This window comes from Wenyingzhuangia gilva (genome assembly GCF_030519655.1).
Classification (GTDB): Bacteria; Bacteroidota; Bacteroidia; order Flavobacteriales; family Flavobacteriaceae; genus Wenyingzhuangia; species Wenyingzhuangia gilva.
The window spans coordinates 1042044-1056929 of the sequence record NZ_JAUMIT010000001.1; the positions used below are offsets into that span (position 1 = coordinate 1042044).

The window sequence follows — 14886 nt, forward strand, 5'->3', positions numbered from 1 at the left end:
GTTTATTATTGAATTCTGTTTTTGTTTTATTTCCACTCGTTTGGAATTTCACAAACAGGAATTGGTTGCATTTTATGCTTATTGGCAGTGTTTAATTTGCTGTAAATAGTAAACACTTCTTTTTCTCTATCTACAAAATTATAAGCTGTTTTTCCAGCATCTTGTTGTTTCATAGCCCATTCTAGTTCGTCATAACTAGCACCTAGTTGATCTTCATCAGTACGACTATCTCCAAACAATCCATCTGTTGGAGCGGCAGTTTGAATGGCAGAAGGAACTTTTAAATATTTACCCAAAGCAAAAACTTCACTTTTCATTAAATCAGCAATTGGACTTATATCTACACCGCCATCCCCGTATTTTGTGTAAAATCCTACACCAAAATCTTCTACTTTGTTTCCTGTACCTGCAACCAAACTACTGTGTAATCCAGCAATGTAATACAAGGTTGTCATTCTAAGTCTAGCCCTAGTGTTTGCTAGAGTTAGGTTTAGAATAGCTTCGTTGTCTGTAGTTGGAACAGCTTTTTTAAAAGTTTCAAAACTTTCGGTTAAGTTTACACGCTCTCCAGAAACATTGCTAAAACGTTTTGACAATTGGGCAATATGTTCTTGAGCTCTATTTACTTGGTCTGGATGTTGGTGAATAGGCATTTCTACACAAACGGTAGGTAAACCTGTGCTAGCACATAAAGTTGAGGTAACAGCAGAATCAATTCCACCAGATACGCCAACAACAAATCCTTTTACTCCTGCTTTGGTCGCATAATCTTTTAGCCAACCAATAATATGTTCTGCAATCTTTTGAGTTTCCATGTTGCTTATTTCTTATTTTTGTTGAGGTTACTACAAACTTAATCAAAATATACCATAGCATGAAAAAGTGGCTTTGCTTATCTTTTATATTTTTAATGTTAGTTGCTTGTACATCAACTAATAAAACAGAACAAGAAATTGCAAAGGTTAAAACAGATACTCAGTTTGCTTTGTTTCATGATGTCTTGTTTACTGCAAGCCCCAATGATTTACCTAAGTTAAAGTCTGAATTCCCTTATATGTTTCCTAAGCAAATGCCTGATGAATTGGTGTTGGAAAGGATGAAAGATACTAGTCAGCAATTTTTATACAAAGAGGTAAAAAAAGTTTATGGTGATTTTAAGCCTCAGGAAAAGGAGATTGATGAATTGTTTAAACACATCAAATATTATTTTAAAGATTTTAAAACTCCTACGGTGGTAACAGATATTACGGGAGTTTCTTATCAAGATAGAGTCTTGTATGCCGATACTTTATTGTTGGTTTCTTTAGATATGTTTTTAGGAAAAGAAAATGAAGTGTATGGGGGATATGCAAAATATTTGTCAGAAACGTTTACGCCAAAACACATGACCTCCGCTATTGCTCAAAAAATAATTGATAATAAATATCCTTTTAATAAGAACCGTACTTTCTTGGGGCAAATGATTTTTGAAGGTAAAAAAATGTACTTGTTAGATTTGTTTTTACCAAATGTTAATGATGAAATAAAACTAGGATATACAACAAAAAAACTTGCTTGGGCTAAATTGAATGAAGTTACTGTTTGGGCTTTTTTTATTAAAAATGAATTGTTGTATAGTAATGATAGTAAACTAAGACAACGATTTTTAGAAGTAGCTCCTTTTTCTAAATTTTATACTTCAATTGATAGGGATTCTCCTGGAGCAATTGCTAAGTATACCGGATTGCAAATAGTAAGGGCATATATGAAAAAAAATCAGGTTTCTGCCAAAGAATTAATCGATTTAGATGCACAGACTATTTTAAATCAATCAGGGTATAAACCAAAAAAATAATGGAAGATTTACTAAGTGAAATTAAATCAAAAGTTTTTGATGATGTTAATGTAAAACTCACTGATTTTGTATTAGAAACTGAGAGTAAAGAATATAAGGCTTGTAGATTTTTGTTAAAAGGAAAACAAATCGTAAGTAGAACTTCTAAAATAACGCCTAAGAAAAAAGGTCAGTTTGTAACTTTTTATCAAAGAGATAAAAATGGAGTTATTGAACCTTTTCATGAACAAGATGAAATTGACTATTTTTTGGTAAAGATTTATCAGAATACAGGTTTTTTTCTTTTTTCAGAGCAAATATTAATTGAAAAGGGAATTCTTTCTACCAGTCAAAAAGAAGGCAAAAGAGCATTTAGGGTTTATGTGCCAAAAGATGAGCTTACAAGTAAACAGGCTTTGAATACACAAAAATGGCAATCTGATTATTTTTATGAAGTTAATGAGGATCCTGATTGATGTATTTATTTTAAGAATGATTTTCATCGTCATGCTATCGAAAACAAATTCTTTATCTTTGCCATTCAAAATTTAAGAAGATGGCAGTAGCGCATAAATCAAAAATAGAGTTTGAAATAGGACTTGATGAAAATAAAATTCCAGAAACCATTCATTGGTCTGCAACTGATGGAGGAGTAACCAAGGATTCTTCTAAAGCAACATTGATTTCTGTTTGGGATAGTAAAGAAAAAGAAACTTTGTATTTACCATTATGGACAAAAAAAATGCCTGTAGATGAAATGAAAGTGTTTTTTCATCAAACATTGGTACAAATGGCTGATACTTTTGAAAGAGCAACCAACGATGAAAAGATGTCTGCAACCATGAGAGATTTTTGTGAGTATTTTGCAGAAAAATTAGAATTGGAAGACAAGACTAAAAAGAATTAAGAATCTTTCTGATATAAAAAAGACCGATAGCACTGCTATCGGTCTTTTTTTGTTTTATGAGATCTGTAAAAGATTAAATTTCTTCAACAGGATTTTTAATAGCATCAATAATTTTTGCTTCTAGCTCTTCTGCCAATTCAGGATTGTCTTTAATTAAACCTTTTACGGCATCTCTACCTTGACCTAATTTGGTTTCTCCATAGCTAAACCAAGAACCACTTTTCTTTATAATTCCGTAGTTTACTCCAATATCTAAAATTTCACCTACTTTAGAAATTCCTTCTCCGTACATAATGTCAAATTCTGCTTGTTGAAATGGTGGAGCCACTTTGTTTTTTACAATTTTTACTTTGGTTGCGTTACCAATCACGGTATCTCCATCTTTTAATTGAGTTCTTCTTCTAATATCTACACGAACAGAAGCATAGAATTTTAAAGCGTTTCCTCCAGTGGTAGTTTCAGGATTTCCGAACATTACTCCAATTTTATCACGTAATTGGTTAATAAATATTACTGTACACTTGGTTTTACTAATAGTTCCTGTTAATTTTCTTAATGCTTGAGACATCAAACGAGCGTGTAATCCCATTTTAGAATCTCCCATTTCTCCTTCAATTTCACTTTTTGGAGTTAAGGCAGCTACCGAGTCAATTACTACAATGTCAATAGCTCCAGAGCGAATTAAGTTCTCAGCAATTTCTAAGGCTTGTTCTCCGTGATCTGGTTGAGAAATAATTAAGTTGTCAATATCAACTCCCAAATTAGCAGCATAAAAACGGTCAAAAGCGTGTTCTGCATCAATAAAAGCAGCTATACCACCTGCTTTTTGGGCTTCTGCGATGGCATGTAAAGTTAAAGTTGTCTTACCAGAAGATTCAGGTCCAAAAATTTCAATAATACGTCCCTTAGGATATCCACCCACACCCAAAGCTAAATCAACTCCCAAAGATCCAGAAGAAATTACCTCTACATCTTGTACGGCCATGTCTCCCATTTTCATCACGGCACCTTTACCGTAAGTTTTGTCTAATTTATCTAAAGTAAGTTGTAACGCTTTTAACTTTGCATCTTTTTCGTTCGTCTCTTTTGCCATTTTGACTCTCTTTTTATTTATTTTGATTGTTAGCTAAAATACGAATTTATGTAGGATAACCATCTCTTGTTTCTTTTTTTGAATAGAATTGATTTTAAACAAATATATTACTGTTAATCAGTATTTTATTGTTTTTATTTTCTATTTGATTTTCTTTGATATAAAGTGTGTGTGAAATCAGCACACATATCAAAGTCTGTTCTAATTATAAAACAAGTTTACATTCCAAATTTTAATCCTACAAAAAACGTTCTTGGTCTTTGAGGTCCATAAATATAAGTTACATCTCTATCTACTCCTTGATCAAAATCATTTTGATAAGCATTAAAGATGTTTTGTATTCCTCCTGATACTTCAAAATAAATGTGTTTGTGATCATCAATAAAAAATTGATAAGAAGATTTCCAGTTTAACTCAAAAAAGGAAGGAGATTTTTCTAGTTTATCTTTAGGAATAAACCCTGCTAAATGTTGTACATACATAGGGCCAGTAAATACTCCAGATAAATTGTTTTGGAATGTTTTTGTTGGAGCAAAAGTTGCTACGAAGTTGGCATAAATATTCGGGGTTTTATTAAATTTTCTAGTGGCTTGGTCAAGTTCATCTTCAGACCATGCCACTTTTTTATTGTATAAAGAGCGCTGAATAGTTCCTCCTGCTTGAAATAACCATTTTATGTTTGGAGCATATTTTAATTCAATATTAGCACCATACACTTTTGCTCCGGTAGAATTACCTCTTATCCATTCAAAAATTCCTGAATCTGGAGCGGTTTGGGTTCCTTGTTCTAAGGCAAAGGCATTGTTTAGTTTTGTGTAAAATAACTCTGTAACCAAAGAAAAATCGCCGTTAGTTAATTCTTTTGTCCAGTCTAAAGAAGTTAAAAAACTATGAGAAGTTTCAGATTTTAATCCATCGGCATTTCTAATTCTACTAATTTCTCCTGCTGCTAATCCAGAATGTACATCTTCTCCATAAATTTGCGGAGCCCTAAAACCTTTGGCATAACTAGTTCTCCATCTTAAATTGTTGTTGATACTATATAGAATATTAACTCTTGGGTTAAGGACTATGAACTCTTCGGCTAAATTGTGGATATCACCTCTTAATCCTCCCAAAAGTCTAAGTTTACTGTTAATTATCCATTCCTGTTGTGCATAAATTCCTAAAATATAAGTCGTTTGTAAAATGGGTTCAAAATCTGGATTTTCTTTGCGATCATCAATATCATTGTATTTGTATTCTAAACCCCCAGTAAAAGTACCTGTATTGTTTAAAAACTTATCAAATTTATGAGCGTATTGAGTTCCTGTAACAATGGTGATGTCTTTAGATTTTCCATAACCTCTTATGCTTTTTTTGATATTAGCTTCGGTAGGAGTATTGCCAGCTAACCCTCCATAGAAGTTTTTGTTTTTAGAAATAGAAGTTGAGGTGTATATAGAGTAATTATCTTTTTTGCTAGAGCTTAAATATTCATAAGTTAATCCTCCAGATACAACAGTAGATTCTATTTGTTCTGTAACATCCGATAAAAATGGGAGTAAATGCAAATTGTTTCCTCCTCTTCGGTATTCGTTATTAGCATTAAATTCTGCTGTAATTTTTTTTCTATTTGTGGGTCTTGTAAAAGCTTTTAGGCCAAACGAAGTGTTTTCCATTTCGGTGATTTCCGTAAAACCATCTAGATCGGCATCATAAGCCTCTCGGTTTCGCTTCATTCCAAAAAGGGCAATTCCAGTATCATAATCTTCGTTAATAACAGTACCGTTAAAAGTAATGGTTTTGTCTTGAGTGTTACCGTCTATCAAAGCTAAATTGCTTCCAATAGCAAAACTGTTTTCTGATGGATCTTTGGTAATAATGTTAATGGTTCCTGCAATAGCGTTAGAGCCATAAAGGGCAGAGCCACCGCCACGAACTACTTCTATTTGTTTGATGATGTTTGCAGGAATTTGATCTAGTCCATAAATACTGTTTAATGCACTAAAAATAGGACGACTGTCAATTAAAATTTGAGTGTAAGAGCCTCCAAGTCCATTCATTTTTACTTCCGATGTTCCGCAGTTTTGACAATTGGTTTCCATTCTTAATCCAGGCTGAAAGTTTAACCCTTCGGATAGACTAACCGCTTGGGTAGCTTCTAAAACTTTTGCATCTGTTACAGTAACAATAACAGGAGCTTTTTTTCTGTTTAAATATCCTCTTGTTGCAGTAACTACAACTTTGTCTAATCCTAGAATGTCTTCTTTCAGTTCAAAATTTAACATTTGAATGTCGTTGTTAGAAAGCATCAATTTGGTTTCTTGATTTTTATAACCAACAGCAGATACTGTAATAGTGTGAATTCCTGGTGTAGTTGTTATTGAATATTCTCCGTTTAAATTAGTACTAATGGTTTTGTTGTCTTCTTTAATGGTAATGTTTGCAAGAATAGGATTTCCTTTGGATGTTACTTTACCGTTTAGATAAGATTGTTGTGCATGAACAATAGCAGCAGTAAATATTAAAAAAGATATAATTATTGACTTCATTAAAATTATTTTTTGCAAATCTATATAATTTTTTAGACTTGTCTAAAAATAGTTTTAAAACTTGTTGTTGTTTTTATTTATATCTTTGTAATAATGGAATTAGATTTGTCACAAACAGAAGAGAATTACCTAAAAGCTATATATAGTTTGTTTGTTGTGAGTAACAAAGCGGTAAGTACTAATAAAATTGCGGAGAAGTTAGCAACCAAAGCTTCCTCTGTAACCGATATGATTAAAAAATTGGCCGAAAAAGATTTGGTGAATTATGTAAAGTATCAAGGAGTTTCTTTAACGGGTAAAGGAAAAGAAATTGCGATACACGTTATCAGGAAACACAGACTTTGGGAGGTGTTTTTGGTTCGTCATTTAGGATTTCAATGGGATGAAGTTCACGAAGTAGCAGAGCAGTTAGAGCATGTAAAGTCAGTAAAATTAACCAATGGACTAGATGCGTTTTTAGATTTTCCTAGATATGATCCTCATGGAGATCCAATTCCAGATAAAGATGGAAATTTTATCAAAAGAAATATTACGGTTTTATCAGCTTTAAAAGAAGGAGATGAAAGTAAAATTGTTGGGGTAAAAGATAGTTCAAGTGCTTTTTTAAAGTATTTAGACAATGCAGAAATTAAATTAGGAGTAGAAATAAAAGTATTGCATAAAGAAAGTTTTGATCATTCTATGATGTTGTTAATTGAAGGTCAAAAAATATCAATATCACAACAAATCTCTAGCAATTTGTACGTAAAACAAAACGATTAACATGAGAAAAATTATAGCACTTATTGTGTTTTTTACAAGTTTAGTAGCTTGTAAACCATCAGTCAAAAAAGAGAACGAAAAATTTACGGTAGTTACAACAACAACCATGATTACCGATTTGGTAAAAGTTTTAGGAGGTGATGCTATTGAGGTAAAAGGAATTATGGGTGCAGGAGTAGATCCTCACTTGTACAAAGCTTCGGAAGGAGATGTAACCAAATTAAGTCAGGCAGATTTAATAGTATACAACGGTTTGCATTTAGAAGGAAAGTTGGTAGATGTGTTTGAAAAAATGAATCAGATGGGAAAACAGACCATTGCTTTGGGTGATTTTTTATCGCACAATCAAATCATCAATTCAGAATTGTTTGCAAGCTCTCACGATCCACATATTTGGTTTTCTATTGAGAACTGGAAAACAATTACAAATGGATTGATAAAAGCTTTATCAAAAGCAAATCCTGAAAATAAAGATGTTTATCAAAAAAATGGAGCTGCTTATTTAAAAGCATTAGAAAAGCTAAAAACAGAAATGACGGTTGTAATTCAAAGCCTACCAAAGGGAAAAAGAATTTTGGTGACCGCACATGATGCTTTTTCTTATTTTGGAAAAGAGTTTGATTTTGAGGTAGTAGGGTTGCAAGGATTATCAACGGCAACTGAAGCAGGAGTAAAAGATGTACAGCGTATTTCTGATTTTATCATTAAGAACAAAGTAAAAGCCATTTTTGTAGAAAGTTCTGTGCCCAAAAGAACGGTAGAGGCTTTACAGGCTTCGGTTCAATCAAAAGGGCATGAGGTTAAAATTGGGGGACAGTTATTTTCAGATGCCTTGGGAAATCCATCGGAAGAAACTGGAAAATATATAGGAATGTACAAGTACAATGTGAATACCATTGTGAATGCGTTAAAATAGTCTTTGACTACTAATTACAAGTAGTGACTAGAATGATAGGGAATTATTAAAAATAGAGGTTAATAGTTAAAAGCTAATAGCCAAGAGCTCATAAAAAAATGGAAGATAAAATTGCGATTGCTATTGATGATTTAACGGTAGCGTATAATTACAAACCTGTGTTGTGGGATATTGATTTGCAAATTCCAGAAGGAGTATTGATGGCTATTGTTGGTCCTAACGGAGCAGGAAAATCTACCTTGTTAAAATCTATTTTAGATATTATAAAACCCTTGGCGGGAACGGTAACGGTTTATGAAAAGCCATACAAAAAACAACGTCATTTGGTGGCTTATGTACCTCAAAAAGGGAGTGTAGATTGGGATTTTCCAACCACAGCTTTAGATGTAGTCATGATGGGAACTTATGGTTCTTTGGGATGGATTAAAAGGCCTGGGAAAGCTGAAAAGAAATTGGCTTTAGAGGCTTTGGAAAAAGTAGGGATGTTGACGTTTCAAGATCGACAAATTTCTCAGTTGTCTGGAGGACAGCAACAACGAATTTTCTTGGCTAGGGCTTTGGTACAAAATGCAGCCATTTATTTTATGGATGAACCTTTTCAGGGAGTTGATGCTACTACTGAAAAAGCCATTATTCAGATTTTAAAAGAGTTGAGGAAAGCTGGAAAAACAGTGGTGGTGGTGCATCATGATTTACAAACCGTTCCAGAATATTTTGATTGGGTTACCTTTTTAAATGTCAAAAAAATTGCCACAGGTCCTGTAGCACAAATTTTTAATGATGACAATTTAACTAAGACTTACGGAATTAATTACAAAACAAGTATTGTAGAATAATTAAGAGATGAAACAATATTTTGATTTATTAATGATGGATTACACTTTGCAAATCATCACGCTAGGAACGGCAGTATTAGGTGCTTTGTGTGGCGTGTTGGGGAGTTTTGCGGTATTGCGAAAACAAAGTTTATTGGGTGATGCCATTTCTCATGCTTCGTTACCTGGAATTGCCATTGTGTTTTTAGTTTTAGGCGTAAAAAATAATAATGGTTTGTTGTTCGGAGCTTTATTAAGTGGTTTGGTAAGCGCTGTTTTTATCAAAGGAATTATATCAAAAACCCATTTAAAATCTGATACTGCTTTGGGAGTGGTCTTATCTACTTTTTTTGGTTTTGGAATGTTGTTACTAACTTATATTCAAAAATTACCCAATGCAAATCAGTCGGGATTAGAAAAATATTTATTTGGTCAGGCAGCTACTTTATTGGCAAGTGATGTTTGGTTGATGTCAGCCATTGCAGGAATTGCATTAATTGTTGTTTTGTTGTTTTGGAAAGAGTTTAAAATGGTTTTGTTTGATGCAGATTACACCACAACTTTAGGATTTCATGTAAAGTTTATAGATACTTTAATGACATCATTTATTGTGATTGCTATTGTGCTGGGATTACAAACTGTTGGAGTGGTGCTAATGAGTGCTATGTTATTAGCTCCTGCAGCTGCAGCTAGACAATGGACGAATAGTTTGTCTAAAATGGTATTTTTGGCAGGTATTTTTGGAGCGACTTCTGGAGTGTTGGGAACTGCTATTAGTGCTAGTGCTAATAATTTATCTACAGGACCGGTGATCGTATTGATTGCGACTGTTTTTGTGATGATTTCATTTGTGTTTTCTCCCATTAGAGGTTTGTTGTTTAGACAAATTAAATTATGGAAAAACAGAAACGATTTAAAGTTGATGAAGACTTTATTATTTATGTATAACATCGCTAAAAACCACGAAAATATTTCTCATCCACATAAAATTCAATTGTTGAATAACTTTCAGGGATATACGCGTAAGAGCTTAAAAAGTTTAGAATCTGAAGAATTGATTCTTTTAGACAAAGGAGATTGGTCTTTAACAGAAAAAGGATTTGATACTGCTAAAAATTTATATACAAATCAGTCATGACTAACGCACAATTAGAAATACAAATCATATTGAGTTTGGTGGCTGTGGCTTGTGCCTTGCCAGGTGTTTTTTTGGTGCTTAGAAAAATGGCTTTAATCAGTGATGCCATCAGTCATTCTATTTTACCTGGAATTGTCATTGGTTTTTTTATCACCCAAGATTTAGCATCGCCCTTATTAATATTGATGGCAACTTTAACAGGAGTGTTAACGGTGGTGTTGGTAGAATATATTCAGAAAACTGGATTGGTAAAAGAAGATACCGCTATTGGTCTGGTGTTTCCAGCACTTTTTAGTTTAGGAGTGATTTTAATAGCCAGAAATGCAGGAGATGTGCATTTAGATGTAGATGCAGTTTTGTTAGGAGAAGTTGCTTTTGCTCCTTTTGATAGATGGATGTATAACGGAATAGACATGGGACCAAAATCACTCTGGATGATTGGAACCATTTTATCAGTTTCTATCATCATGTTGATGATGTTTTATAAAGAATTAAAAATTGCCACGTTTGATGCAGGGTTAGCAGCTTCCTTGGGCTTTACACCTATTGGAATTCATTATGGATTGATGACCATTTCATCAGTAACAACGGTGGGAGCTTTTGATGCTATTGGAGCTATTTTGGTAGTGGCGTTTATGATTGTGCCTCCTGCTTGTGTGTATTTACTAACCACCAATTTAAAAAAGATGTTAATAGGATCTTCTTTGGTTGGAATTTTTGCATCTATTACAGGATATTGGGTAGCGCATGTTTTAGACACATCCATTGCAGGAACCATTGCTACTGTTTTAGGTTTGTTGTTTTTTGTGGTGTATTTGTTCGCTCCCAACAAAGGTTATATCTCACAATGGTATAAAACCAAACAACAAAAAACAGAAGTAGCCATGTTGGTGTTTATGTTGCATTTGGCAAATCATGAAGATGAGAGTGAAAGAAATATCAATCACTTACAAGAGCATATCAATTGGACAAAACAAAGAGCTAAAAAAGTATTGAAATTGGCTAGTCAAAATAACATGATTGAGATTGAAGACGGAGTTATTAATTTAACAGTGAAAGGGTTATCTTTTACGGAAAAAGCAATTTCTTATATATCGGATAATAAAAACTCAGAATTAGAAGGAATCAAACAAAACTTTTTCCTGTTTAGAGGGTAGATTATTTTGGCTTAAATATTGTATTATTATGTATTAAATACTATTTTTAATAGATAACCCTTAAATAAGCATATAATATGTCAATTTTAAATATATTTTTGAGTGGAACTCAAAGAACCAATAGAGGTCACTTAGCAAGCATTGTTAAAATAGCAAGATCAAATGATAAGTTGTCAAGAGAAGAAATTACATTGTTAAAGAAAATAAAAAAGGATTTAGGAATTAGTGATTTGGTCTTTAGGAGTATCATTCGTAATCCAGATCAATATCCACTAAATCCGCCTTCAGATTATGAAGAGCGAATAGAAAGATTATATGCTTTGGCTAACATGTTACATGTAGATAAAGATTCTTATGAGTTATCACTTAAATTACTAGAGAAATTAGCTGTTGGAATTGGATTTCCATTAAAGACACATCAAGAAGTTGTGAAAACCGCTGTAGAATTAGCGGCCTCTAATGCTGATTTAGAAACCTTTGCCAAAGCAATTAGAAAAGCAAATGGAACCAAAGAGTAATTCTTATTTTAACCTTATATTAAAAGAGATTGTTTAATTTAGACAATCTCTTTTTTTTATGCTATGATTTCAGAAAGTCCTTTTAAAGTTTACAATGCATCAGCCGGAAGTGGAAAAACATTTACGTTGGTAAAAGAATATTTAAAAATTCTTTTAGTGGCTAAAAATGAGTTTGAATTTCAGAAAATCCTGGCAATTACTTTTACCAACAAAGCAGCTGCTGAAATGAAACAGCGTGTGCTAAAAACTTTAAAAGATGCTTCACAAAATGTAGAAAATAATATTGTTAGTGATTTGTTAAAAGAAACAGGACTAGTTCCTGAAATAGTTCAAAAAAAATCACAACGAATTTTAAAAAACATTCTATACAACTATGCTAGTTTTCATATCAATACCATTGATAGTTTTACCCATAAGTTAATCAGAACGTTTTCTTTAGACTTAGGATTACCTTTAGATTTTGAGGTTGAAATGGATACAGATCCGTTATTAGAAGAAACCATAGATTTGTTAATTTCTAAAATTGGACAGGACAAAGATTTAACTGAAATTTTGGTAAAATATACGTTGGATTTGGTTGAAGATGATAAATCTTGGAACATCACAGATTCTTTAGTTTCTGTTGCCAGATTATTGTTAAATGAAGAAAATGAAGTGGAGGTTTCTAAGTTGATCAATACCAATTTATCTGATTTTACCGCTTTAGAAAAAAAGCTAAGAACTTATTTAAGTGATACCGAAAAAGCGTTTAAAGAAATAGGTCAGCAAGCCATTGATTTGATTGATGAAAATGATATTACGCATAGTTCATTTACTTCTAGCGCAGTTCCTAATTATTTTAAGAAGTTTATTTCGGGATGGAATGATAAAGAAGAAGAAATTGCCATTAAGACTGTTGAAAAGTGTTTTGATACCGGGAGTTTTTATGCAAAAGCAAAACCAAAAGATCCAAAAAAACTAGAAGACAGAGATAAAATAGATGCGATTCAAAATGATTTATATCCTTTTTACGAATTGTCTAAACAATTAATGGCTACTCATTTTGGACAATATTTTTTGGTTAAAAAAATACTAAAGTCATTGGTTCCTTTAGCGGTGTTGAGTCACATCAACAAAGAATATACGCATTTAAAAGAGGAAAATAATATTTGTGTAAATGCTGAGTTTAATCGAGTGATCAGTAAGCAAATAAAGAACGAACCTGTTCCTTTTATTTATGAACGTTTGGGAGAAAAATTTCAGTATTTTTTTATTGATGAAATGCAAGATACTTCCGAATTACAATGGGAAAATTTAATTCCGTTAATTGCCAATGCTTTGTCTCAAGGAAACGGACAATTAATGTTGGTGGGAGATGCCAAGCAATCTATTTATAGATGGAGAGGAGGAAAAGCATCACAATTTGTAGCGCTTTCCGATGAAGACAATCATGATTTATTTCACGTAGATAAAAAAGTGGTGACTTTGGGAACAAACTATAGAAGCTATAGCAATGTCATCAATTTTAATAACGACTTTTTTGCTTTTTTATCTTCCTATATAAAAGAACCTGCTTATCAAGATATTTATGCTCAGGAAAAACATCAACAAACAAATTCCAAGCAAGGTGGTTATGTGCGTTTAGAAGTTTTTGAAAGAGAAGAAGAGTTTGTGGCACATGAAGTGTACCCAGAAAAAATACATCAAATGATTTTAGAGATAAAATCTAAAGGTTTTTACTATGGTGATATTTGTGTGTTAACAAGAAAAAAGAATGATGGAATAGTCGTAGCTGATTATTTGGTGTCTAAAGGAATTGAAGTCATTTCTCCAGACAGTTTGTTGTTAAAAAACAACAAGGTAGTTCAGGTATTTGTTTTTTTATTACGATGGTTAGAAAATCCAGAAGACAAAGAAGTTTTGATTCAAGTCTTATATTATTTATATGATCATTTAAATATTAAAATTCCGGAACATGAATTTTATGAAGATTGTTTGTCAAAAACCAACCCTAAAGATTTATTTGCTTATTTAGGAGTTGATTTTAGTTTAACAGCATTTTTCTCATTGTCTTTATATGATGGATTGGAATATTTAATCAGAACTTTTAGTTTTCAGAACATATCAGATGTTTTTGTACAGGCTTTTTTAGATGTGATTTTACAATATCAACTCAAAGAGTCTGGGAGTTTACAAATGTTTTTAGCTTATTGGGATAAGAAAAAAAAGAACTTAAAGGTAGAAGTGGCTCCAAGTGAAAATGCGGTGCAAATTATGACCATTCACAAATCCAAAGGATTGGAGTTTCCAGTGGTTATTTTTCCTTTTGATTTAAATACAGAAGACATCAATAGAGAAAAAATATGGTATCAAACCAATGAAAGTGATTTGTTTAATGGATTTGAAAGTTTCCAAATAAAAGCATCAAGTAAGTTGGCTTTGTATGGAAAACAAGGAGAAGATCATTTAAGTAAGCTGAATGCAGAAATTCAGTTAGATAATTTTAATCTTTTATATGTTGCTTTAACTAGAGCCGAAGAGCAATTGTATATTTTAAGTGATACTAAAAAGAAGAGTGCCGATACACCAAAACAATTTTCAGATTACTTTAAAGAATATATGTTTCAAAAAAATATTGAGACAATATATGAGATTGGAAACAATAAAAGATTGTCATCTACAAAAAAATCAGAACACGATTATTTGTTAGAAGAATTTTTTAGTGTTGATAAAAAAAATAATCAAATTTTTATTGTACAAAATGAAGGAGATGAAGATGAAGCAAGGTTATATGGAAACTTAATTCACAAAGCTTTTGAAAAAATAATATCTATTAAAGACCTTGATTTAGCTAATAATTATATAGATCAGCAAGGTTTGCCGCTTGAAGTGTCTAAAAAGGCAAAACAATTGTTGCAAAATGTTATTCGTCATCCAGAGTTGACAAATTATTATCAAGAAGGATTAGAAGTTTATACCGAAAGATCTTTTTTAACGCAAAGCGGAGAAATAAATATTATGGATAGGGTTGTTTTTTACAATCATGAAGCTGTAATAATAGATTATAAAACAGGAGCTTTTAGTAAATCACATGAACTTCAAATAAACAATTATGCTAATATCTTAAGAGGGTTGGGGTATTTTGTTAAAGCAAAATTATTAGTTTATTGTAATGATTTAGTAGATGTTTTTAGTTTGTAAACATTTGTTATTTAAGTGTTTAATTGTTATTAAAAGTTGATATTGTTTCTTGG

General features: G+C 32.1%; 13 protein-coding genes. 10 read left to right on the forward strand and 3 right to left on the reverse strand.

The genetic code is table 11. The annotated features are described in order from the left end of the window. Positions 1 to 26 precede the first annotated feature (26 nt). Positions 27 to 815 carry an NAD(+) synthase gene (gene nadE / locus QVZ41_RS04715; RefSeq protein WP_302883390.1) on the reverse strand — a complete coding sequence of 263 codons (789 nt, stop codon included), beginning with the start codon at positions 813 to 815 and terminating at the stop codon, positions 27 to 29. A 59-nt stretch (positions 816 to 874) separates the two neighbouring features. On the opposite strand from nadE, the gene gldB reads away from it, so the two are divergent. From gldB to gldC, 3 genes are all read left to right on the forward strand, one after another. After that, positions 875 to 1834 (forward strand): gliding motility lipoprotein GldB, encoded by a 960-nt coding sequence (gene gldB, locus QVZ41_RS04720; protein ID WP_302883391.1) that lies wholly within the window; start codon positions 875 to 877, stop codon positions 1832 to 1834. Continuing rightward, entirely contained in the window at positions 1834 to 2289 is a 456-nt protein-coding gene (locus QVZ41_RS04725; RefSeq protein ID WP_302883392.1) for a MepB family protein, read from the forward strand. The genes gldB and QVZ41_RS04725 overlap by 1 nt, the downstream gene beginning before the upstream one ends. Positions 2290 to 2369: 80 nt before the next feature. Next, positions 2370 to 2720, forward strand: a complete 351-nt coding sequence (gene gldC, locus QVZ41_RS04730) for a gliding motility protein GldC (RefSeq protein ID WP_073118241.1) — start codon at positions 2370 to 2372, stop codon at positions 2718 to 2720. Positions 2721 to 2793: 73 nt separating this feature from the next. Here the strand turns inward: gldC and recA are convergent, their stop codons facing one another. Continuing rightward, positions 2794 to 3813 carry a recombinase RecA gene (gene recA, locus QVZ41_RS04735; RefSeq protein WP_302883394.1) on the reverse strand — a complete coding sequence of 340 codons (1020 nt, stop codon included), beginning with the start codon at positions 3811 to 3813 and terminating at the stop codon, positions 2794 to 2796. A gap of 218 nt (positions 3814 to 4031) precedes the next feature. Next, on the reverse strand, positions 4032 to 6347 hold the full coding sequence (locus tag QVZ41_RS04740) for a TonB-dependent receptor (protein ID WP_302883395.1): 2316 nt from the start codon (positions 6345 to 6347) through the stop codon (positions 4032 to 4034). A 93-nt stretch (positions 6348 to 6440) separates the two neighbouring features. Between QVZ41_RS04740 and QVZ41_RS04745 the strand changes: the two genes are divergently transcribed. The 7 genes from QVZ41_RS04745 (at position 6441) to QVZ41_RS04775 (ending at position 14833) form a co-directional block, all read left to right on the forward strand. Next, positions 6441 to 7109, forward strand: coding sequence for a metal-dependent transcriptional regulator (locus QVZ41_RS04745; RefSeq protein ID WP_302883396.1), 669 nt, complete (start codon positions 6441 to 6443; stop codon positions 7107 to 7109). Between the two features lies 1 nt (position 7110). Continuing rightward, a complete protein-coding gene (locus tag QVZ41_RS04750; protein ID WP_302883397.1) occupies positions 7111 to 8025 on the forward strand; it encodes a metal ABC transporter solute-binding protein, Zn/Mn family in 915 nt (304 codons plus the stop codon). A gap of 98 nt (positions 8026 to 8123) precedes the next feature. Then, on the forward strand, positions 8124 to 8861 hold the full coding sequence (locus QVZ41_RS04755) for a metal ABC transporter ATP-binding protein (RefSeq protein ID WP_302883398.1): 738 nt from the start codon (positions 8124 to 8126) through the stop codon (positions 8859 to 8861). Positions 8862 to 8868: 7 nt separating this feature from the next. Beyond that, complete coding sequence (locus tag QVZ41_RS04760) at positions 8869 to 9978, forward strand: metal ABC transporter permease (RefSeq protein ID WP_302883399.1); 1110 nt, start codon at positions 8869 to 8871, stop codon at positions 9976 to 9978. Then, positions 9975 to 11135: a metal ABC transporter permease gene (locus tag QVZ41_RS04765; RefSeq protein WP_302883400.1), complete on the forward strand. Its 1161-nt coding sequence runs from the start codon at positions 9975 to 9977 to the stop codon at positions 11133 to 11135. The genes QVZ41_RS04760 and QVZ41_RS04765 overlap by 4 nt, the downstream gene beginning before the upstream one ends. 77 nt (positions 11136 to 11212) lie before the next feature. Further along, the gene (locus tag QVZ41_RS04770) at positions 11213 to 11653 is read left to right on the forward strand and encodes a hypothetical protein (RefSeq protein WP_302883401.1); all 441 of its coding nucleotides are present in this window, start codon (positions 11213 to 11215) and stop codon (positions 11651 to 11653) included. Positions 11654 to 11716: 63 nt separating this feature from the next. Continuing rightward, complete coding sequence (locus QVZ41_RS04775; protein WP_302883402.1) at positions 11717 to 14833, forward strand: UvrD-helicase domain-containing protein; 3117 nt, start codon at positions 11717 to 11719, stop codon at positions 14831 to 14833. Positions 14834 to 14886 lie beyond the last annotated feature (53 nt).

Coding starts and splice junctions, on each gene's coding strand:
- gldC (WP_073118241.1), top strand. CDS start 2,370: ATGGCAGTAGCGCATAAATCAAAAATAGAGTTTGAAATAGGACTTGAT.
- QVZ41_RS04755 (WP_302883398.1), top strand. CDS start 8,124: ATGGAAGATAAAATTGCGATTGCTATTGATGATTTAACGGTAGCGTAT.
- QVZ41_RS04740 (WP_302883395.1), bottom strand. CDS start 6,347: ATGAAGTCAATAATTATATCTTTTTTAATATTTACTGCTGCTATTGTT.
- QVZ41_RS04775 (WP_302883402.1), top strand. CDS start 11,717: ATGATTTCAGAAAGTCCTTTTAAAGTTTACAATGCATCAGCCGGAAGT.
- gldB (WP_302883391.1), top strand. CDS start 875: ATGAAAAAGTGGCTTTGCTTATCTTTTATATTTTTAATGTTAGTTGCT.
- QVZ41_RS04770 (WP_302883401.1), top strand. CDS start 11,213: ATGTCAATTTTAAATATATTTTTGAGTGGAACTCAAAGAACCAATAGA.
- QVZ41_RS04760 (WP_302883399.1), top strand. CDS start 8,869: ATGAAACAATATTTTGATTTATTAATGATGGATTACACTTTGCAAATC.
- QVZ41_RS04750 (WP_302883397.1), top strand. CDS start 7,111: ATGAGAAAAATTATAGCACTTATTGTGTTTTTTACAAGTTTAGTAGCT.
- QVZ41_RS04745 (WP_302883396.1), top strand. CDS start 6,441: ATGGAATTAGATTTGTCACAAACAGAAGAGAATTACCTAAAAGCTATA.
- QVZ41_RS04765 (WP_302883400.1), top strand. CDS start 9,975: ATGACTAACGCACAATTAGAAATACAAATCATATTGAGTTTGGTGGCT.
- nadE (WP_302883390.1), bottom strand. CDS start 815: ATGGAAACTCAAAAGATTGCAGAACATATTATTGGTTGGCTAAAAGAT.
- QVZ41_RS04725 (WP_302883392.1), top strand. CDS start 1,834: ATGGAAGATTTACTAAGTGAAATTAAATCAAAAGTTTTTGATGATGTT.
- recA (WP_302883394.1), bottom strand. CDS start 3,813: ATGGCAAAAGAGACGAACGAAAAAGATGCAAAGTTAAAAGCGTTACAA.